The organism is Pseudomonas sp. N-1-13, from assembly GCF_057787095.1.
Map to the genome: position 1 here is coordinate 3,824,119 of NZ_JBYNRI010000001.1, position 20,213 is coordinate 3,844,331.

The following is a 20,213-nucleotide window of genomic DNA, read 5'->3' on the forward strand; positions in this document are numbered from 1 at the left end:
TCAGCGTACCGGCAGCTTGATGATTTGGGCGGTGGTCATCACATCACCGAAAGTATCCTCGACCTCGGCCAGTGCGGCCTTGTGCAAGGCGTCCTTGTCGATCGCTTCGCCACTGACCCGGGTGATCGCACGGGTAGCCGATGCATCGGAGGCGACCAACACATTGTAGCCAAGCGGCGCCGCATCACGGGCAGCACCGGCCACGCACGCGTGGGTCATGAGGCCGGAGATGATCAGGTTTTCGATACCAGCGCTCTTCAAACGCTTGTCCAGGTCGGTACTGCCGAAGACGCTGACAGTAGTCTTTTGCAAGACAACATCCTGGGCCCGGGGCTGCATGTCCGGATGGAATTTCACGGTTTCGCCACCCTCGGCAAACACCGCCGAACCGGCCGGCGCAATGTGCTGGATATGGAACACCGGCATGTGGTGATCATCGGCGAAATCAATCAGTTCGCGAGTATTGGCCAACGCAGCAGCGCCGTCAGGGATGGGCATTTTGCCGGTGAAATATTCGTTCTGGAAATCGATTACCAGTAACGCGGTTTTACCGGCCGGGAGTTGGTTGACCGGCTCCGCGCCAGCCATGGCTCGAATGGTGGGATGGGCATCAGCCAATGCGCCGGTGCTGGCGACAATACCGGAGAACGCACAAGCGGTGAGCAAACGACGGGTAAAACGTTGCATGAGGGATTCCTTCACAAGTGGTTGAGTGAAGCAATCCTAGGGGGATAGTTCAGGCCGGAACACAGTGCGGCTGGAACAGGACTTGTTTGTGTTTAGCACAAATAAACCCTCTTCCTCGGTTGGGTCAGAAAGAAACCGCCGGTTCCTCGAGCATCTGGCACTGCCGATGGCAAACGACCCGGTTGCGCCCGCCGGTCTTGGCCTCGTAAAGCGCTTGGTCGGCGTCGTTGAGCCAGAGAGTGGCGTCGCCATAGGCCGGGTTGAAGGCGGCCAGGCCAATGCTCAGACTGCCCTTTAGCGCGGGGGCCTGCTCGTAGCCGAGCAGGGCGAACCGCTCACGCAGGGCCTCCATGGCCAGCACGGCATTGTGCAACGTCAGGTCCGGCAGAATCACGCAGAACTCGTCCCCCCCATAACGTCCGACAATGTCGGTGGCCCGCAGGTTTTGCTTGAGCATCTTGCCCAGCTGACGCAACACGATGTCACCAGCGCCATGGCCATAGGTGTCATTGATGGCTTTGAAGTGGTCGATGTCCATCAGCGCAATCACGCCGTGACCAGCCCCATCGTGTGGCTGTCGCAGGCAGCGCTGGAACTCCTCGTTAAGCCGGTCCTTCCACGCCCCATGATTGAGCAGACCGGTCAGGCTGTCGGTACGGCTCAGGGCCAACAACTCGCGCTTTTGCCGGCCCAGGATGGCGGTCTGGCGAAAACAGATCCAGCCCAACGCCAGCGGATATATGCACAACAGAGGCAAACTGGCATAGAGCTGCGCCGAACTGGTCATCGGCACACTGGTCAACGGGAAGATCGCCAAGCCCAGGGCGATGCCCGTCACTTGGACCGCCGCCCCGGCGAACAGAAAACGCAAGCCCCCGATGGAGACGTTGTTCATCGCCATCATTGCCAGCGTAACGGCCGTGGGCAGCGGATTGAATTGCATCGCAACGACCCAGAAACCGCCAAGAAAGGCGTCAATCAGCAAGTTTCGGCGTTCAGCCTGGTACGGCTGCGCCGCGCGACGGGCCCACTGATAGGCCACATGCGGCCATAACAAGCCGTTGAACAGCATGGCCCACCAGACCCAAGGTGCCGGGTCAAGGGGATAGACGGCGACACTCACCAACAACAACCCTAGCATCAGGCCCAGGATTCGTGAGGTGTAAAGCCTCCTGGCCAATGACAGTCCCTTTCGTCCCGTTCTTTGCATAGAGGCCTCTGTACCGAGGGCTTCCCGGGTTGTGGGATAGGGTTATTTGGAGTCTATCAGGGCAGCATCAAATAGCCACCATCGATGAAGGGTTATTTATTCGCCATCAAATGCACGGCTCCGCTCGGATTTTGGCTATACATGACAAAGGGAATCGGCAACCACCACCAGAAAGGAGGCCCATGCGCAGCTATCAGGTGTTGATCATCGGCAGCGGGTTCGGGGGCCAGTGCGCGGCAATCAATCTCCTCAAAGAGGGCATAACGGATTTCCTGCTCTTGGAGCGACGGAATTTCTTCGGCGGCACTTGGTGCCAGAACACCTACCCCGGCGCGGCGGTAGACGTGCCGTCGCCCTTGTATTCGCTCTCATTCGCCGCTTACGACTGGAGCCGGATGTTCGCCGGCCAGGAGGAGCTGCACCGCTACACCCGGCACGTGATCGAACGCTTCGCCCTGCAGGACAAGGTACAACTGAGCGCGAATGTGCAGCGGGTGGCATGGGACGACAATGCCCGACATTGGATCGTCGACACCGCCAGCCTAGGGACCTTTCATGCGCAATTCCTGATCAATGCCACAGGCCCCCTCAGCCAACCGGTGATCCCTGATTTCGAAGGCCGGGATCGTTTCCAGGGCAAGACGTTTCACACCAATGATTGGGACCACACCTACGACTATCGCCACAAACGCGTTGCCATCGTCGGCAGTGGCGCCAGCGCCGCCCAAGTCATCCCGGCCATTGCGCCAGAAGTCGCCCATCTGCACGTGTTTCAGCGTACGCCCCACTGGGTACTGCCACGCCGCGACCGCACGTTCAACCGTCTCGAACGTTGGTTGCTGAGCCTGGCGCCGATGCGCACCCTGTTGCGCTGGTCGATCTACTGGCAATTCGAAACCCGGGTGATTGCGTTCAAATATTCACGGTCGGCGGTTCGCATGGTCCAGCGCCAGGCCCTGAACATGCTTGAACGCCAAGTGCCTGATCCGGTTCTGCGTCGTCGCTTGACCCCTGACTACCTGATCGGCTGCAAGCGCGTCATCCTGTCCAGTACGTTGTATCCGGCCCTGTGCCGGGCCAACGTCAGCGTGCATGGCCAGGAGCACGGCATCGCCGCCCTCGATGAAACCGGCATCATCACCCGGGACGGCCAGCACATCCCGCTGGACCTGATCATCTGGTCGACAGGCTTTGACGCCACCGACGGGGTGATTTCCTATCCCGTTACCGGCCGCAACGGCACTCGACTGCAAGACGTCTGGGCCCAATACCCGCGCGCCTACCTGGGTACCAGCCTGCCGGACTTCCCCAACCTGTTCATCGTGACCGGGCCCAACACCGGCATCGGTCACACCTCGGCACTGTTCATCATCGAATCGCAGATGAACTACATCCTTGACTGCATCCGCACCCTGAACCGGCAAAACTTGCGCAGCATCGAAGTGCAGCCCGCCGCCGAACAGCTCTACACCGAAATGATCCACCGGGAAATGCAACGCACCGTATGGAAATCCGGCGGCTGTCACAGCTGGTATCAAAGCAAAAGCGGCCACGTCGTCGCGATGTTCCCCGGTTTCAGCTTCACTTATCATTATCTGACTCGTCGGCTCCGGTTGGCCGATCACATTCTGTCCTGACCCTGGAGGGCAAAGCATGTTGGTGTTGTGGGTAGTCCTCGCCGTGTTTATCGCCTGGAGCTGGCTGACGTATCCAGGCATCGGCCATGTGCTGTACGACATGGGCATGGCCCTGGAAGCGCGTCTGTACCGACTGCACAAGATCACGGTGCCCATCAGCGAGATGACCGTGTCGACCTGGCAAGGCGGGCCCTACGAAGCGTCCGGCAGCATATTGATGCTGCACGGCTACAGCGCCGACAAGAACCTCTGGCTGCGTTTTGCCCGGCATTTTGTCAGCGACTACCGGGTGGTGATTCCTGACCTGGCCGGTCATGGCGAAACCGGCTTCAAGGCCGGCGGCGGTTATGACATCCCGACCCAGGCCCGACGGGTGATCGAACTGCTGGATGCCTGCGGCCTGGACAAGGTCCATGTGATCGGCAACTCCATGGGCGGTCATCTCGCCGCCTGGCTGGCGGCGACTTCCCCGGACCGGATACTCACCCTGGCCCTGATCGACCCGGCCGGCGTCACCGCGCCCGAACCCAGCGACATGGAGCGGCACCTGGCAGCCGGCCACAACCCGTTTCTGGTGCGCTCGCGGGACGACTTCGCTCCGTTCTACGCGATGACGATGGCCTCGCCGCCGTGGGTGCCGAGTGTGGTGCTGGCGGCGCTGGCCGAGCGTTATGAGCAGCGCCGGGATGAACTGGAAGAGATCTTCGTGGATTTTCGCGCCAGCCCGCCAATGGAGCCGCGCCTGCCCGACATCCGCGCGCCTTCGCTGTTGCTCTGGGGTCGCAAGGACCGGCTGATTGACGTCAGCAGTGTGCCCGTATGGAGCAAGGGCATCGCCGACTTGCGTGTGGAAATCTGGGAGGGGGTAGGCCATATGCCCATGGTCGAGCGACCCGGGAGAACCGCCGCGCTGTATCGCGACTTTCTCAAGGGCCTGGGCCAGTGACCTTGATGCCGCTCTTCAAGGCTGCCTGAGCGACGGTGAAGTGGGCGGATCAGTCCCTGACAGAATGAAGTCCTGAAGATTCTTCGTTTGTCGACGCTGGTGAAGGCTGCGATCTTTCCTTCCACTTTCCCACAGCTTGCGCCAGGAATTCTCACAATGAGCTTCGTCAGTCCCGACCTGATCCGCCAACGCTTCTCCAAGGCGATGTCCGACATGTACCGCGACGAGGTGCCGCTGTACGGGGCACTGATGAACCTGGTGGAACAGACCAATGCCCAGGTGCTGGTCAACGACCCGCACTTGGCCGAACACTTGCGCAGTACTGGCGAACTCCAGCGTCTGGACCTGGAGCGCCACGGCGCGATCCGTGTCGGCACCGCCGCAGAACTGGCAACCCTGGGGCGTCTGTTCGCGGTCATGGGCATGCACCCGGTGGGCTACTACGACCTCACGCCCGCCGGGGTGCCTGTGCATTCCACGGCGTTTCGAGCCGTGCATGAAAGCGCCTTGCAGGTCAGCCCGTTCCGGGTGTTTACCTCGTTGCTGCGTCTGGAGCTGATCGAAAACGCCGAGCTTCGGGCCTTTGCCGAATCGGTACTGAACAAGCGCCAGATCTTCACCTCCACGGCGCTCCAGCTCATCGACCTGGCCGAACGCCAAGGGGGTCTGACCGAACCACAGGCTGATGACTTCGTCCTGCAGGCCCTGGAAACCTTTCGCTGGCACCACAGCGCCACCGTCACGGCCGAGCAATACCAGCAACTGAGCGCCCAGCATCGGCTGATCGCCGACGTGGTAGCTTTCAAGGGCCCGCACATCAATCACCTGACGCCACGTACCCTGGACATCGACATTGTGCAGGCCCAGATGCCCGTGCACGGCATCACCCCCAAGGCAGTCGTCGAAGGCCCGCCCCGTCGGTATTGCCCGATCCTGCTGCGGCAGACCAGCTTCAAGGCGCTCGACGAACCTGTAGCGTTCACCGACCAGCCCCACTCCCAAGGCAGCCACAGCGCCCGCTTCGGCGAAATCGAGCAACGGGGCGCCGCCCTCACCCCGAAAGGTCGCGCACTCTACGATCAGTTGCTGAACGCCGCTCGGGATGCGCTGGGGGCGTTTCCCAACGAAGCCAACGCCGAACGCTATAACGCACTGATGACCGAGCATTTTGCCCAGTTCCCAGACAACCACGATGAGCTGCGTCGACAGGCACTGGCGTACTTTCGCTATTTCGTGACGCCAAAGGGCCTCGCTGCCAAAAGCACGATCAAGCAACCGGTCTCGCTGGAACGCTTGCTGGAAGCGCAATACCTGCGCGCCGACCCCCTGGTGTACGAGGACTTCCTGCCAGTGAGCGCCGCCGGCATCTTCCAGTCGAACCTCGGCGATGCCGCTCAAATTCACTACGCCGGACAGTCCAATCGCCAGGCATTCGAGCAAGCGCTGGGACAACCGACCATCGATGAGCTGCAGTTGTATGCCGAAACGCAACAGCGCTCGATGGATGAGTGCATGTCCGCCCTGGGAATGTAGGAAAAACCGGAAAGCCGAATGCGTAAGAAGTTGCGCATCCGGCTTGCCAACTACGCAACTCCCCGCGCGCATTCCTCTGTAGCCGGAGCGCTCATGGATTGGCGATTAATCCCAACCTATTGATATACATAGCTTTTATAGAAGCTGGCATAGCTCTTGATAACCGTCAGGCCACCTGGGGACGATTCCCTTCCCAGGTCCCTTTAGTTATCCCGCAAGGAGAGCATCCATTGGCTACCCCCGCTTACATGTCCATCGAAGGCACCAAACAAGGTCTGATCACTGCCGGCGCCTTTACGGCCGACTCGGTGGGCAACACCTACCAGGAAGGTCATGAAGATCAAGTCATGGTGCAAGGCTTCGAGCACCAGGTCATCATCCCCCGCGATCCTCAGTCGGGTCAGCCAACCGGCCAGCGCGTGCATAAACCCCTGGTCATCACCAAGGTGTTCGACAAGGCCTCGCCGCTGCTGCTGGCGGCCCTGACCTGCGGAGAACGCCTGACCAAAGTCGAGATCCAGTGGTACCGCACCTCGGCGGCCGGCACCCAGGAGCATTACTACACCACCACTCTGGAGGACGCGATCATCGTCGATATCAAGGACTACATGCTCAACTGCCAGGACCCGGCGAACGCGCACTTCACCCATCTGGAAGATGTGCACTTCACCTACCGCAAGATCACCTGGACCCACGAAGTCAGCGGCACGTCGGGCTCCGATGACTGGCGTTCACCGGTCGCTGGATAATCGTCGATAGATATTGATTCAGGATGGTGTTCGCCCAGTGCGACGGCCTCGGCATTCCATGCACTGGTAAAGAGCCTGACACTGGGCGAACGGGCATAATAATAGTGGAACTTGCAAAATATGTCCGGGAGCTTGTTTAAATAATTATTTATCTTTAGTCGTCATTATTAACGCCCAATCAATAACAGCTATACAAACAGCTATACAAAATCCAACAGCAGTATAAAAAAACATATCCGCTACGCCGAACAAGACCGGGCAAGTAAAGCAGCATTAACAAATGCGTTTTCAAGACCGCGCGGTCTATCAATCCTCAGCCCTGTCGCGCGGTCTTTTGTGCATCCGTCTCCCCCGCTTCAGTATCGCCTTCCTGCTGTTTGCGTTTAGCCGGATCGTTGGGGCGCAGGGCGTCGTTGTCACGCTCCACCTCACCCGGCATCGCCGGCTCGTCTGGATTGTGCGACGTTTGATCACTGGGTTTCATGGCGAACTCCTTGGTTTTTCGGGCCTGCGCGTCAGGCGTCAGGATCGGCGACTTCTTCAGCGACGTTGGCGTCGGGTGAACGATGGTGCAGTTGTTCGGCCTTGGCCTTGAGTTCCTGCCACTGTGCCAGGTCGATAGCGCCCTGGCCGAACAGGTCATCGGCCACCCGCATCAGCTCGGTGAAATGGACGTCGGGCGACTGCTGCCAGTAGGTCTTGTCGTCGAACAAGCGCTGCCAGTCGGCCAGCGAGGGAAGTGTGAGGTCATCACTCATGACGGACTCCTCAGAGGCATTCATAAGGTATGAGGGTCGACGTTCCCGGGGAGTTCCGGCGATTCTCAGTAGCCCGTCATTTCCAGGTAACCGTTGCCGCTGTGGCTGCCGCTCAGGTGCACCGGCCCTTCCCAATAGGGAATGCGCAGGTTCATCCAGGCGTTGGGGTTCAAGGCATCGGTGGTGATGTCGAGTCGCTTGCCGGGGATCCTGATCGTCCAGCGCACCGGCATCGAGCGCCCGGCAACCTCGGCGGTGTCCAGTGGTTCAAGGCTGATCTGACCGGCATGCAGGGTCTGCGCCTGGCCTTGGGCATCGATCCAGGTGCCCGTGAGGTATGGCGCCCCATCCTTGTGGCGCATGCGGTAGAGCATCACATGCTCGCCGCTGTCCAGGTGCAGGGAAAACCAGTCCCAGCCCGTCTGGTTCGCAGTCAGTGGCTGGCTGCTCCATTCGCGGTCGAGCCAGGCCGGGCCGCTGACCGTATAACGCTGGCCATCGATTTCCACGTGGCCGCTGGCCTGGAAGAACGGTTGGCTGTAGTAGTACGACGCCTGGCCCTGTTCGGATTTCTGGCTGAACCCCTTATCGCCCTGTAGCACCAGCGGACGCGTCGACGTGAGGCGCAACTCATAACTGAAGTGTGGGCCACTGGCCTTGAGCTGCATGTCCGCCAATGGATCGGCCCCCGACGCTTGTGTAGCGAACCGCCAGTCATCGATCCAGGCGTCGAAAGGAGTCGTCTGCACCCCGGCCTGCCCCACTGCGCCCCGTGCATAGCGCTCGGCGGCATGGTGGACGGCGCTGGAAGTGACCGCGGCATGACCGAGCCAGATCGTCTGGTTGCGCCAGCCGCTGGCCTGGGGCGCGGCGTTCAGGGCGCTGCGAAACAGCGTCCATTGCACACCGTAATCGCGGCCCTCGGCATCCTTGAGATTGGCAGTGACGTACCACCACTCGATGCGAAACCCCTCATGAACACCATGATCGGCGGGAAAACTGAATACCCGCCCCGGCACCACGGGCGTGAATGCGCCGGCCTGCTCACCCAGGCCGGCGAAGCCCTTCGGCGGCGGTTGCCGGTTATCACAACCGCAGAGCAGTAGCGCTATCAGCATCAAGCCCAGTTTAATCTTCATGGGCAAAGGTCCTCAGCAAATCCGCCGGTTGCGTGCGGTACAACGCATACAGCGGCCAGGCCGATGCCAGCAGCGTGGCAAGCATCGCCAGGCCCAGCAACTGCGCCAATTGCCACGGGAATACCCGCAACGGCAGGCGCCAGCCGAAGGCCTGCACATTGATTACCGCGTCCAGGCACCAGGCCAAGGCGATGCCCAGTGGCAAGGCCAGTACCAGGGTCAATAGCGCCAACAGCCAGGTCTGGCCCAGATTGAGCAACATCAACTGCCGGCGCGTTACCCCCAGCGCCCACAGCGGCGCCAACTGGCCGAGGCGGCTTTGGCTCTGGGTCAGCAGGCTGATGAACAACGCCACCCCGGCCACCGCCAGCGTCAGGCTATTGAGGGCGGCGGTGGCGGCGAAGGTGCGTTCGAATACTTGCGTCGACCAGCCCTTGAGCCGCGCCTGATCGACAATTCGGCTGTCATCCAGGCTGAACCGGGCCTGCAACGCCGTCAGCAACGCAGGGATCGCGGAGGGTTCGATGCGCAGGTTGAAGCGGTTCGGCGTCAGTTGCGGCCAATGCCGCAGCAAGTGGTCGGCATTGACCAGCACATGGCCCTTGGGGTTGCCGTAGTCGGCATAGATCCCGACGAGGCGCGGCGTCCAGGGTCCCTGGGGCGTCGGGATCGTCAATCGATCGCCAATATTCACGTTGAGACGCCGGGCCAGTTGTTCGCTGAGCATCAACGTGTCACCCCCGGCCAGTTGCTCCCAAGGCTTGTCGGAAACCGACTCCAGCAACGGCCAATGCTGACGATAGGCGCTGTGATCGATGATGCCGTAGATGTCCGTCGGCCAGCCTTGCAAAGGAATCGAGACCTGCCAGTTGGGCAATATCGTGCTGATCGCCGGCTGCTCCTTGAGCCAGGTGTGCAGCTCGCCCGCCTGGGCCGGGGTTTGCGGATTGATGTACAGCTCGGCGGTCAGCCGTTGCTCGAGCCAGTCACTGAAGGTCTGGCGAAAACCTGCGGTCATGCTGCCGGCACCGATATTCGCCGCCAGAGCCAGTAGCAACGCCATCAGTGCCAGGCTCAGCGTCGGCAATTGCTGACGGCAGTCGGCGAGAAACCATTGCCCAAGTACCGAACGACTGCGGCGCAACAGCAACTTCAGCGCGCCACTGAGCAACACCGGTAAAGCCAGGGCAGCGCCCAGCAACAACGCCGTCATCAAGACAAAACCGCTGCCCAGGCTGTCACCCCAGATCAACGCCGATACCGCGAGCAACCCCGCCAATGTCGCCACCCACCCCTGGCGCCGCAGCCAGCGTGCATGGGCCTGATGCCAAGCCTGGGGATTGGCCAGCGCCAACAGCGGCAGGCGCGCCGCCCGCAGCAAACTGTCGGCGCCGGCCAATAACGCGCCGAGCAAGCCCAAGCCCACGCCGCTGAGCCACCACCACGGGCTGAGGTTCAGGTGGCCGGCCACTTCGGCGCCGTACAAGCCGCGCAGGCTCGCCGCGACATCGGGCAACAACAGACTCGCCAGCCAGTAGCCGCTGAGCACTCCTGCGATTGCGCCGAGCAAGGCCAAGGCGCTCAGTTCGAGGGCCAGACTGGTGACCAGCAACCGCGCACTGACGCCACAGGCCCGCAGGGTTCGCAGCAAGCTGCGGCGTTGTTCCAGCGCCAGGCCAATGGCGGCGTGAACGATGAACAACCCCACCACGAAGGACAGCACCCCCAAGGCGTCGAGGTTCAGGTGAAAGCTTTCGGTCAGGCGTGACAGATTGTTTTCTTCATCGGCGTGCTTGAACTGCAGCCGGCCGTTGAACGCCGTCGGCAAGGGCGCGTTGAACGTGGCAGGCAATAGCAAGCGCGACAGCTGGTCCGGCCGTCCAAGTACCTGCTGGGCGAAGCCGATGTCCATCAGCAGCACGCCGGGCGCCATGTCCGCCTGGACAAGCAACGGTGGCAGGGATTGTCCATCGACCGTCCGGGGCCGGTCCCCCTCGCTCAGCCCCAAGGCCTGCAAGGTCTGCGCAGCGATCCAGGTGCGGCCAGGTTCAGTGAAAAACTCCACCACGTCTGCCATCTCCCGGACCTGCCCCGCCACTGCCGCTCCGGGGGGCAAAGACACCGGGTCGATGCCCATTAACTGCAGGCGCTGATCCTCGTGCCCCTGCAGCGTCACCCGAGCCTGCAACACGGGGGACACCGGCCATCCCAGGCGACGCAGATCGACAAACCATTGTTGGGTAAAGGTGCCGCCGCCGGGCGCACTGAGGCTGGCCTGGGGTTCGCCACCAATCAACTGGCTGGCTCGAGCGTAACTGTCCCGGGCCTGACTGTTGAGCGCCTGCACGCCGGTGAGCAGGCTGGTGGCGAGCCAGAGCCCGGTCAGGACGCTGAAAAACTGCACCGGGTGCTGGCGCCAATGGCTGAGCAAGGCCTTGAGCGTCTGGCGGAGGATCATCACCCTTGGGCCACCTGCGCCAGACGTCCGCCTTGCAAGACCACTCGACGGCTCAGACGGGCCGCCACCCGGGGACTGTGGGTCACCATCAGCAGGCTCGTCGGGCTGCCGTCCAGCAACTCCAGCAACAGTTGCAGCACCTCGTCGCTGGTGGCTTCGTCGAGGCTGCCGGTGGGTTCGTCGGCCAGCAACAAAGGCGGCCGCGAGGCCAGCGCCCGCCCCAATGCCACCCGTTGCTGCTGGCCGCCGGACAGTTGTTCGGGATAGCGGTGCAGCAGTTGCGAAAGGCCGAGCCGTTGCACCAGATGGGTCTGCCAGGCAGGGTCATAGCGACCGCACAGACGCGCCTGGAACGCCAGATTATCCTCCACCGGCAAGCTACTGATGAGGTTGAACTGCTGGAACACCAGGCCGATCTGTGTACGTCGCCAGCTTGCCAGTTGGCTTTCGCTCATGCCGTCGAGCCTACGCTCGCCAAAGCGAATGCTGCCACGGTCGACCTTGTCCAGACCGGCAACCAGATGCAGCAAGGTGCTTTTCCCGCTGCCGGACTCACCCATCAGTGCCAGGCTGTCGCCAGGGGCCAACGTCAGGTCGATACCCTGCAGCACCGGCAATGGCCCTTGCGGCGTGGCATAGCTCTTAAATACGTCGCGAACTTCAAGCATGAAAAGGCTCATGGGTAAACGTGAGGCTCAGGATAGCGGAGTTGGGTGACGGGCAGACCAAGGATGCGCTCAGGCGACGGGCAAACACCGCTGGTCGTCTGCCCCGCCTTGTTTTGCCCGACGCCTTGCAAAGCATAAATTTCCAGCTATCAATCAATGACTAATACGTGCCGTTTACATGCAGTCGGCCAATTCGTCATAAACATGACGCACCTGGATTGCCTCCTATTCAAGGACGATCGCCGACATGCCTCAAACAAAATATCGCCTCGATATCGATGGGCTTCGCTGTATTGCAGTGCTGGCCGTACTCATCCATCACCTCAACGCCGACCTGCTGCCAGGCGGGTTCGTGGGGGTCGATATTTTTTTCGTCATCTCGGGTTTCCTCATCACTTCCCAGGTGTTTTCCGAGATCAAGGGCAACAGCTTTTCGCTCAAGCGCTTTTATCAGCGGCGCATCAATCGCATCGTGCCCGCACTGGTCACTGTGTTGTTGGCGAGCGTGATCGCAGGGGCCTTCATCCTTTCCCCCGCCGACCTGACGCGGCTCAACGTCAGTGCGCTGTTCTCCCTGCTGGGGGTCTCGAATATCTATATCTGGATGAAGTACGGCAACTATTTCGCCGCCGATGCCAGCGAAGCGCCGCTGCTGCATACCTGGTCCCTGGGGATTGAAGAGCAGTTCTACGTGATCTGGCCGCTGCTGATCCTGGTGCTCTATCGCCTGACGCCGCGTTATGTCCTGCCGGTGCTGGCCGTCGGTATCGTGGCGGCGGTGGGGCTTTCTGAATACGCCACGAACGTCTTCGTTACGGCTTCCTATTACCTGCTGCCCACACGGTTTTTCGAGCTGATGCTGGGCGGAGCACTGGGTATCTATCTTTATCAGCCACGTACACTCGGCAGGATAGAAGTGCTGGCTTATACAGCGGCGGGGTATGGGCTGATTGGTTTTTCCTTGTTTGCCCTGAGCCGGGACACCCCCTTCCCCGGCGTCAATGCGTTGATACCTTGCCTGGGCGCGGCGCTGCTGATTCTGGCCGGCAGCGGTGGAGCTCGCTCCCGCCTGCTGACCAACCAGCCCATGGTGTTCATAGGCCTGATTTCCTATTCGCTGTATTTATGGCACTGGCCGTTGATTGCCTACCTGAATTACCTGGGCATCGAGATAACCCTTTCTGTGGGCATGTCACTGGTGCTGGTGTCGATTCTGTTGTCCTGGTGGTCCTGGCGGCATGTCGAAATTCCCTTTCGGCGCACTGGCGCGCAATTGCAGTTTCCCCGAGTACTGGTCCGCCGATTCATAGTCCCGGCCCTGGGGCTGGCCGTCCTGGCGACCTTGAGCCTGCAATGGAACGGCTTCCCACAGCGTTTTGCGCCTGAAGTGTCGAGGCTCGAGGCCATGGCACTGAGCAAACCGAACAGGCTTCGCAGCGGTTGCCATATGCCCAGTGCGCGGTACAGCGCCGAACCTGATCCGGATTGCCAGCTCGGTGCACACAAGGAGCAACTGGACGGAATGATGGTGGGTGACTCGTTCGCCAATCATTTCACGGGCATGGTCGATATCCTGGCCAAACCCAACGGCATCAGATTAATGGACTACACACTGGACGCCTGCCCGCCGATTTTCGGCTATGCCACCGAGGTGTCCGAGGCGTATGGCGACCGTTGCATGGCGCGCAACGACCGGGTGTTCGAGCTGATCAAGCAGAACCACTACCCATACGTCGTGCTGGCCGGCGCCTGGCCCAAGGATGCGGCGGCCGCGCACATTATCGAAGCGAGCATCAAGCACGTGGCGAACAACACCGGCCAGGTCATCGTGATTCTGCGCAACCAGAACATCGACAATGCAGCGACCTGCCCCGTGCGCCGCTTGATGTTCGGCACCGATCGCTCATGCTCGGCCCCGCTGGACGTCACCGCGCCGTATTGGGAGGGGATACGCGCCAGACTGCCCCAGGTGCGCTTTATCGACCCCAATCAAGTGATCTGCCCAGCGGGGCTATGCAGCCCGATCATGGACGGGCAGTTGCTGTACCGCGATGACGCACACTTGAATGACGTGGGCTCACGCTTCATCGGCCGCACATTGCGCGAGCTGGGATTCTCCCTACTGCACGACCCGGCCCGACTCGGCCCGATCGCCACAACCCAGTGAGCCCCCTCCCCGCAGGTTTGTGGGGTATGCAAGTTCTGCGGACAACTCGGACTACTGTGGGAGATTCTATGCTGCAAGCCCACCCACCGCCTTCGCGAGCAGGCTCGCTCCCACAGGGGATTTGCGGAGGCATGCAAGGCCTGCGGACAACTCGGACTACTGTGGGAGCGAGCCTGCTCGCGATGACGGCGACACATTCAACATCGATTCCGACCGACACACCGCCTTCGCGAGCAGGCTCGCTCCCACAGGGGATTTGCGGGGGTATGCAAGGCCTGCGGACAACTCGGACTACTGTGGGAGCGAGCCTGCTCGCGATGACGGCGGCACATTCAACATCGATCCCGCCTGACCCGCCGCCATCTCGGCCTGAACCGGGCCTGGTGTGACAATGTGCTTGAGGTCGATGTGTTTCCATTCAGGCAGCGCCCCCAGCCGCGCATTGAAGCGGTAGTTGAAGGTAAAGGCGTCTTCGGTCGGCTGGCTCAGGGATTTCCCATAGGTCGCTTCAACACCGGCCGGGTCGTACCCCATCAACTGCAACAGCGTCGGGAAGATGTTGTAGTGGCTGGAGCGGTCCTTGTTCTGTGCCCATGCCCGCTGCCAATCCAGGGTCTGCAAGCGCGCGCCTTCTATGACCACCAGCGGCACAAGCCCTTCCTCCGCCACCGGGTCACCGCCGCAGTGGGTATTGAGCCCAGGGTTGCCGCGCTCGTGAAGGTCCTGGCCGTGGTCGGAGGTGTAGATCAGCACGGCGTTGCCTAAATCGGCCTGCTGGAAGATCCGCCTGAAGAACTCTCCGACATTCCACAGCAAAGTGTTCTGGTAGGCATTGCGGTACAGCTCCCAGTCATGAGTCCGGCCATCAAAACCGTCACGCTGGCCGGTATCGGCGACTTCGAGAAAGCGCCCACGCGGCAGTGCGGGACGATAGCTCATGAACTCATCCGGGTATTTGTCGTGCACGGGAAAATGCGCACCGAGCTTGTTCACCACCACCAGCTCGGCCCGGTCATTGCCCAGCCGCTCGATCAGTTGCGCGGCAACCGCCATGTCTCGCTCGAACACCGGGGTGCGGTCGAACTGCACGAAGTCGTCGATATCGTTTTTTTCAGTGTCGGTCATCAGGTTCTGAAGGTGACCACCGGTACGCTGGGCGTCGATATAGACCGTGCGCAACCCGGCGTTTTTTGCATACTGCCAGATCGACGGCAACGTGCTGTTGATGCGCACGTAATCGGCCCGGGTGCCGCCGTAACGCAAGGTGACGTTGGTGTCGGCGCTGCAGTTGGCGATGGAAGCCGCGTAGCCGAAATTGAACACCTGCACCCCATCGGGCGGGGTCTTGAGGCCCGTGTGCACGCCGAACGGCGTATTGATATCCAGATAATTCCCAGCGACGCTTTCATCGATAATCAGCACAATATCATGCTCGATCGGCGATGTTGGCCGCGTCAGGCGGATCGGCTCCCGAGGACCGACGGTGTTTTGCAGGGCTTCGTAAACGAACAGATTCAGATAGGCCAGCGGTGTGTACATCACCGGCAGCCCCCGCGCGCCCTCGCCCGCCCGGAAGAACAGAACACCACTGAGCAACAACACGCCCAACACAGGCGCGGCGATTGGCAAATAACCGGGCAATGACACCGACCGCCGAGGCTTGAGACCCAGTCCCAGCAGCAGCAACAGGCCACCGGTGGCGGCGCTGACAATCACTTCGCGGTACTGCGAAGCCGCCTCCCCGATAAAACCACCCGAATACACCAGCGACACAAACTGGCTGTACGTCAGGTAGCTGTCGGTCACCCTCGTGTAAACCTCGAAGAACACCGCCGAACCAAACATCGCCAGGGCAAACAGGTGGCGCACGGAGGTCTGGCGGATGTACGCACTCATCCACAGCGCCACCACCAACACCACGAACATCGCGCCGAACAGCAACGTGGCAAATCCCAAACCCAAGGCATTCAGACGATCAAGGTAATAGTCATATCCCCTGATCAAGTACAGCACCAGCAACAGTTCCTTGAGGTATCGGAGCATGTGTTTCTCGGCGATAGGGCGGCGTTGGATAGAGGGTCGTTTTCTGCACGTTAGCAGCGGCTTTGCAAAGCGCAAGAAAAGGGACGAACGGCCAATGCGTCAAAAAAAAGTTAGCCCAAAAATGACACACTTGAAGCCAGTTAAACGTAAAAATCTATGGATAAATACCGTTCATCGCCTAGTTAAAAGCCGTTACAGCCCTTTAAAAACGGCACTTTTCTAAACCAGTCAATGACTTGATATCAAAAGGCCAAGTTCTGTCGAGTTTGCCAACAGTGACAACTGTCATTTTGCTGACACGCTTTTCTGAAGCTGCGCTATACCCCTCTAAACAGTTTCATCCGAGTTACATCAACCGTCTTGCGAGGCACGCCAAAAATGGATGTGAGCGTATTTGGTACGGGGTATGTGGGATTGATTCAAGCGGCTGCGTTGGCCGACGTCGGTCACCGTGTTTTGTGCATCGACATTGACCCCAACAAGATCCGTCAGCTGCAGCAAGCGGTGCCACCGATCAGCGAGCCTGGGTTGTCCGAACTGCTCGAAGAGAACATCAAGAGTGGCCGGCTGCTGTTCAGTGATCAGGCCAGCGATGCGGTCAATCACGGCGAACTGATTTTCATCGCCGTCGGCACGCCAGCCGATGAAGACGGTTCGGCAGACCTGAGCCATGTACTGGCGGTCACCCGCCAGATCGCGGACTTCATGGACAGCGACCGCACCTTGATCATCAAGTCCACGGTGCCGGTCGGCACCGCCGACAAGGTCGCCGAATGTGCCCATCAGGCATTGGCTCGCCGGGGCCTGAAACAGCTGAACGTGCGAGTGGTGTCCAACCCCGAGTTTCTCAAGGAAGGCAGCGCCCTGGCCGACTGCATGCGCCCGGACCGGATCATCATCGGCACCGCCGACCCGCTGGCCCGCGATCAGATGAGCGAGCTGTACGCGCCCTTTTGCCGTAACCGCGAAAAGCTGATGTTCATGGACAACCGCAGCGCCGAACTGACCAAGTACGCGGCCAACGCCATGCTCGCCACCCGCATCAGCTTCATGAACGAACTGGCCAATCTCACCGAAAGGCTGGGCGCCGACATCGAAGCGGTACGCAAGGGCATCGGTTCGGACCCTCGTATCGGCTATCACTTCATCTACCCCGGGTGCGGCTTCGGCGGTTCATGCTTTCCCAAGGACCTGCGCGCCCTGCTGCATACCGCCGAACAAAGCGGCATGCCCCTGCGCCTGCTGCGCAGTGTCACCGACGTCAACGACAGCCAGCGACACATTCTCTTCGAGAAACTGACGCAACAGTTCTCCGGCGGCCTGGCCGGCAAGTCGATTGCGATTTGGGGCCTGGCTTTCAAACCCAACACCGATGACATGCGCGAAGCCCCCAGCCGCTACCTGATGGAAGCGCTGTGGCGCGAAGGCGCTCGGGTCCATGCCTACGACCCGGAAGCCATGTCCGAATGCCGCCGCCTCTACGGCTACCGCAAAGACCTGAACCTGTGCGCCACCCGCGACGACACCCTGGAGGATGCAGACGCCCTGGTGATCTGCACCGAGTGGAAGAACTTCCGGGTCGTGGATTTCGCTCTGTTGGCCAACAAGTTGCGCGCCCGGGTCATCATCGATGGCCGCAACCTGTACAACCCCGAACATCTGGCCGCCGCCGGCCTCTTGTATCGCGGCATCGGATTGCGTCACACCGTGCCCAGCAGCCTGACCCAGGGGCCACGGGCATGAACATTCTGGTGACCGGCGCGGCCGGTTTCATCGGCGCCCATTGCGTGCTGCGGCTGCTGCGCGACGGCCATCAGGTGTGGGGGCTGGACAATTTCAACGACTACTACGACCCGCAGCTCAAGCACGACCGCGTGGCGTGGGTGAAGGATCAGGCGGGGGACTTTGCGTTGGCCCGGGTGGACCTGACCGACGCCTCGGCCATCGATGAGTTGTTCCAGTCACACCGCCCCGACGTGGTGATTCATCTCGCCGCCCAAGCCGGCGTGCGTTATTCCCTGGAGAATCCACGGGCCTACGTCGACAGCAACCTCAGCGGGTTCCTGAACATTCTGGAAAGCTGCCGTCGCCATCCGGTCAAGCACCTGATCTACGCCTCCTCAAGCTCCGTGTATGGCGCCAACCAGCGCACACCTTACTCAGTACAGGACGGCGTGGACCATCCGCTGTCGCTGTATGCGGCCAGCAAGAAAGCCAACGAGTTGATGGCCCACAGTTACAGCCATCTGTTTGGCATCCCATGCACCGGCCTGCGGTTTTTCACGGTGTACGGCCCCTGGGGCCGGCCGGACATGTCGCCGATCCAGTTCGCCCGCGCCATCGCCGAAGGCCGCGTGTTGCAGTTGTTCAACCATGGCGAGCACCAGCGCGATTTCACCTACATCGACGACATCGTCGAAAGCATCGCCCGGCTGATCGAACGCCCGCCCCATGCCATGCCACAGTGGGATCGCGATCAACCGGACCCGGCCACCAGCGCAGCGCCCTGGCGGATCTACAACATCGGCGGGCAGCACCCGGTAGCGCTGCGCACCTATGTGGCGTTGCTGGAAAAGCACTTGGGACAAACCGCCCGGATCGAACTGCTGCCCCTGCAACCAGGGGACGTGTTGAACACCTGCGCCGATGCCAGCGGCCTGGCGCGGGTCACCGGTTTTCAGCCGCGCATCGAGCTGGACGAGGGCCTGGGGCGCTTCATTGCCTGGTTCCTCGATTACTACGCCCTGCCTATCGCCGACACCGCTTGCAGCCCAACGCATGCGACCAACCTTCAGCGGAGGAGTCTATGACCCGACATGAGCAATGCATTCCTATCACCGCCCGCGGTGGCGACAAGCGTGTCGATCCCGAACACCGCCGACGCCTGGACGCGGCCATCCATCGTCAGGGCCGCGGCTGGCTGACTGGTCGCGACGGCGGTCGACCCTGGACGGTCTCGCGCACCAATCGGGTGGTGGCCTGTCTCGGCGCGCTGTCGATCCTGGTACTGCTCAGCCCGCTGCTGCTGGGCCTGGCCCTGCTGATCAAGTTCTCAAGCCCCGGTCCAGTGCTGTTTGTGCAGAAACGCACCGGATACCGCGGTCGGGTCTTTGGCATGTACAAGTTCCGCACCATGGTTGCTGATGCCGAGGCGCTCAAAGAATCACTGCGCCACCTCAACAAGCACGGCGCCGATGCCATCGACTTCAAGATCGACAACGACCCGCGCATCACCCCCGTCGGCCGGTTCCTGCGACGCAGCAGCCTCGACGAGTTACCCAACCTGATCAATGTGGTGACCGGCGACATGCGCCTGGTCGGCCCGCGGCCGACCTCGTTCAACGCCTACCGCTACAAGGACAACCATCTTGTCCGCCTGAGCATCTACCCCGGCCTGACCGGCCTGTGGCAGATCTCCGGGCGCAGCAACATCGACTTCGACCAGCGCGTGGAACTGGACCTCAGCTACATCGCCGAACAAAGCCTGTTGCTGGACTTGAAGATCCTGATGATCACCCCTTTCAAAGTTTTCAGCGGCCACGGAGCGAGTTAAATGGACGGTTCAACCAATATCCTGAGCATCGCAAGCCCGAGCGAGACCAACCTGACCTCAACCGTGCTTGACCCATCCATACGGATTCTGCTTCTGACGGCCGCCAACACCGGCACCGGAACCAGTACCAGTGCCATGGCCCTGGCCGCTCAACTGGCGCAGATGAGCAGCGGCCGCGTACTGCTGGTGGACGCCAGCCAGTCGCCGCGCAACCTCAGCCAGCAATTGTCGCTGCACAAGGAGCGCGGCTTCAGCGACCTGCTGTTCAACAGCCTCGCACCGCCCTTGTTGCAGGACTGCGTGGTGCAGACCTCCAGCTTGCCCTTCGACGTGCTGCCCAACGGTCGTCTGGGGCGCAATGCCGAGCGCCTGAACCCCGAGCAGCTTCGCCCGCTGTTCAAGCAACTGGCCGGGCAGTACCGCTTTGTGGTGATCGACGCTGACGCGGTGTACTCGGCCTGCGACACCCTGGTCATGAGCACCCAGGTGGACGGTGTGGTGCTGGTGGTGCGCGGTGAAGACACCCGCTGGGAGGTGGCCCAGGCCGCTCGCCTGCGTCTGACCCAGGCCGGCGCCAAGGTGGTGGGCAGCGTGTTCAACCGCCGCAAGTACTACATGCCCAAGTGGCTCTACAACAACCTGTAAGCCTGCAAAAAGGATGACGA

17 protein-coding genes are annotated in these 20,213 nt (G+C 61.1%); 9 read left to right on the forward strand and 8 right to left on the reverse strand.

Annotation, left to right across the window (positions count from 1 at the left end):
- Positions 1-687 (reverse strand): cysteine hydrolase family protein, encoded by a 687-nt coding sequence (locus tag AC3I65_RS17130; RefSeq protein ID WP_305466310.1) that lies wholly within the window; start codon positions 685-687, stop codon positions 1-3.
- A 124-nt stretch (positions 688-811) separates the two neighbouring features.
- Positions 812-1,897, reverse strand: coding sequence for a diguanylate cyclase (locus AC3I65_RS17135; RefSeq protein WP_047228522.1), 1,086 nt, complete (start codon positions 1,895-1,897; stop codon positions 812-814).
- Between the two features lie 182 nt (positions 1,898-2,079).
- Here AC3I65_RS17135 and AC3I65_RS17140 point away from each other — a divergent pair, with 182 nt between their 5' ends.
- The 4 genes from AC3I65_RS17140 to AC3I65_RS17155 all read left to right on the forward strand — a co-directional run bounded on the left by AC3I65_RS17140 (position 2,080) and on the right by AC3I65_RS17155 (position 6,762).
- Positions 2,080-3,534, forward strand: a complete 1,455-nt coding sequence (locus tag AC3I65_RS17140) for a flavin-containing monooxygenase (RefSeq protein ID WP_439125113.1) — start codon at positions 2,080-2,082, stop codon at positions 3,532-3,534.
- Positions 3,535-3,550: 16 nt separating this feature from the next.
- Complete coding sequence (locus AC3I65_RS17145; protein ID WP_274090734.1) at positions 3,551-4,480, forward strand: alpha/beta fold hydrolase; 930 nt, start codon at positions 3,551-3,553, stop codon at positions 4,478-4,480.
- Between the two features lie 156 nt (positions 4,481-4,636).
- Positions 4,637-6,013, forward strand: a complete 1,377-nt coding sequence (hglS, locus tag AC3I65_RS17150; RefSeq protein ID WP_439125114.1) for a 2-oxoadipate dioxygenase/decarboxylase HglS — start codon at positions 4,637-4,639, stop codon at positions 6,011-6,013.
- 230 nt (positions 6,014-6,243) lie between these two features.
- Positions 6,244-6,762: an Hcp family type VI secretion system effector gene (locus AC3I65_RS17155; RefSeq protein ID WP_047228526.1), complete on the forward strand. Its 519-nt coding sequence runs from the start codon at positions 6,244-6,246 to the stop codon at positions 6,760-6,762.
- Positions 6,763-7,075: 313 nt separating this feature from the next.
- On the opposite strand, the gene AC3I65_RS17160 is transcribed toward AC3I65_RS17155, so the two are convergent.
- From AC3I65_RS17160 to AC3I65_RS17180, 5 genes are all read right to left on the reverse strand, one after another.
- Positions 7,076-7,246, reverse strand: coding sequence for a hypothetical protein (locus tag AC3I65_RS17160; protein ID WP_171061341.1), 171 nt, complete (start codon positions 7,244-7,246; stop codon positions 7,076-7,078).
- Between the two features lie 31 nt (positions 7,247-7,277).
- Positions 7,278-7,520 (reverse strand): hypothetical protein, encoded by a 243-nt coding sequence (locus AC3I65_RS17165; protein ID WP_047228527.1) that lies wholly within the window; start codon positions 7,518-7,520, stop codon positions 7,278-7,280.
- A 65-nt stretch (positions 7,521-7,585) separates the two neighbouring features.
- Positions 7,586-8,659 (reverse strand): lipocalin-like domain-containing protein, encoded by a 1,074-nt coding sequence (locus AC3I65_RS17170; protein WP_076383953.1) that lies wholly within the window; start codon positions 8,657-8,659, stop codon positions 7,586-7,588.
- A complete protein-coding gene (locus tag AC3I65_RS17175; RefSeq protein ID WP_173407528.1) occupies positions 8,649-11,117 on the reverse strand; it encodes an ABC transporter permease in 2,469 nt (822 codons plus the stop codon). The genes AC3I65_RS17170 and AC3I65_RS17175 overlap by 11 nt, the downstream gene beginning before the upstream one ends.
- Positions 11,117-11,785 (reverse strand): ABC transporter ATP-binding protein, encoded by a 669-nt coding sequence (locus tag AC3I65_RS17180; protein WP_047228530.1) that lies wholly within the window; start codon positions 11,783-11,785, stop codon positions 11,117-11,119. Before AC3I65_RS17180 ends, AC3I65_RS17175 begins: the two co-directional genes overlap by 1 nt.
- Positions 11,786-12,032: 247 nt before the next feature.
- Between AC3I65_RS17180 and AC3I65_RS17185 the strand changes: the two genes are divergently transcribed.
- Positions 12,033-13,952, forward strand: coding sequence for an acyltransferase family protein (locus AC3I65_RS17185; RefSeq protein ID WP_488524023.1), 1,920 nt, complete (start codon positions 12,033-12,035; stop codon positions 13,950-13,952).
- Positions 13,953-14,243: 291 nt separating this feature from the next.
- On the opposite strand, the gene AC3I65_RS17190 is transcribed toward AC3I65_RS17185, so the two are convergent.
- Positions 14,244-15,995, reverse strand: a complete 1,752-nt coding sequence (locus AC3I65_RS17190; protein WP_488524024.1) for a sulfatase-like hydrolase/transferase — start codon at positions 15,993-15,995, stop codon at positions 14,244-14,246.
- A gap of 378 nt (positions 15,996-16,373) precedes the next feature.
- Here AC3I65_RS17190 and AC3I65_RS17195 point away from each other — a divergent pair, with 378 nt between their 5' ends.
- From AC3I65_RS17195 to AC3I65_RS17210, 4 genes are read left to right on the forward strand one after another with little or no spacing between them, the layout of a single operon-like run.
- A complete protein-coding gene (locus tag AC3I65_RS17195) occupies positions 16,374-17,738 on the forward strand; it encodes a UDP-glucose dehydrogenase family protein (RefSeq protein ID WP_076383950.1) in 1,365 nt (454 codons plus the stop codon).
- The gene (locus AC3I65_RS17200) at positions 17,735-18,805 is read left to right on the forward strand and encodes an NAD-dependent epimerase (protein WP_047228534.1); all 1,071 of its coding nucleotides are present in this window, start codon (positions 17,735-17,737) and stop codon (positions 18,803-18,805) included. The genes AC3I65_RS17195 and AC3I65_RS17200 overlap by 4 nt, the downstream gene beginning before the upstream one ends.
- Positions 18,802-19,548, forward strand: coding sequence for a sugar transferase (locus AC3I65_RS17205; protein ID WP_047228535.1), 747 nt, complete (start codon positions 18,802-18,804; stop codon positions 19,546-19,548). The genes AC3I65_RS17200 and AC3I65_RS17205 overlap by 4 nt, the downstream gene beginning before the upstream one ends.
- A complete protein-coding gene (locus AC3I65_RS17210) occupies positions 19,549-20,193 on the forward strand; it encodes a CpsD/CapB family tyrosine-protein kinase (protein ID WP_047228536.1) in 645 nt (214 codons plus the stop codon).
- Positions 20,194-20,213: the final 20 nt, after the last annotated feature.

Coding starts and splice junctions, on each gene's coding strand:
- AC3I65_RS17185 (WP_488524023.1), top strand. CDS start 12,033: ATGCCTCAAACAAAATATCGCCTCGATATCGATGGGCTTCGCTGTATT.
- AC3I65_RS17130 (WP_305466310.1), bottom strand. CDS start 687: ATGCAACGTTTTACCCGTCGTTTGCTCACCGCTTGTGCGTTCTCCGGT.
- AC3I65_RS17205 (WP_047228535.1), top strand. CDS start 18,802: ATGACCCGACATGAGCAATGCATTCCTATCACCGCCCGCGGTGGCGAC.
- AC3I65_RS17180 (WP_047228530.1), bottom strand. CDS start 11,785: ATGCTTGAAGTTCGCGACGTATTTAAGAGCTATGCCACGCCGCAAGGG.
- AC3I65_RS17195 (WP_076383950.1), top strand. CDS start 16,374: ATGGATGTGAGCGTATTTGGTACGGGGTATGTGGGATTGATTCAAGCG.
- AC3I65_RS17170 (WP_076383953.1), bottom strand. CDS start 8,659: ATGAAGATTAAACTGGGCTTGATGCTGATAGCGCTACTGCTCTGCGGT.
- AC3I65_RS17165 (WP_047228527.1), bottom strand. CDS start 7,520: ATGAGTGATGACCTCACACTTCCCTCGCTGGCCGACTGGCAGCGCTTG.
- AC3I65_RS17175 (WP_173407528.1), bottom strand. CDS start 11,117: ATGATCCTCCGCCAGACGCTCAAGGCCTTGCTCAGCCATTGGCGCCAG.
- AC3I65_RS17190 (WP_488524024.1), bottom strand. CDS start 15,995: ATGCTCCGATACCTCAAGGAACTGTTGCTGGTGCTGTACTTGATCAGG.
- AC3I65_RS17160 (WP_171061341.1), bottom strand. CDS start 7,246: ATGAAACCCAGTGATCAAACGTCGCACAATCCAGACGAGCCGGCGATG.
- AC3I65_RS17135 (WP_047228522.1), bottom strand. CDS start 1,897: ATGCAAAGAACGGGACGAAAGGGACTGTCATTGGCCAGGAGGCTTTAC.
- AC3I65_RS17145 (WP_274090734.1), top strand. CDS start 3,551: ATGTTGGTGTTGTGGGTAGTCCTCGCCGTGTTTATCGCCTGGAGCTGG.
- AC3I65_RS17210 (WP_047228536.1), top strand. CDS start 19,549: ATGGACGGTTCAACCAATATCCTGAGCATCGCAAGCCCGAGCGAGACC.
- AC3I65_RS17140 (WP_439125113.1), top strand. CDS start 2,080: ATGCGCAGCTATCAGGTGTTGATCATCGGCAGCGGGTTCGGGGGCCAG.
- hglS (WP_439125114.1), top strand. CDS start 4,637: ATGAGCTTCGTCAGTCCCGACCTGATCCGCCAACGCTTCTCCAAGGCG.
- AC3I65_RS17200 (WP_047228534.1), top strand. CDS start 17,735: ATGAACATTCTGGTGACCGGCGCGGCCGGTTTCATCGGCGCCCATTGC.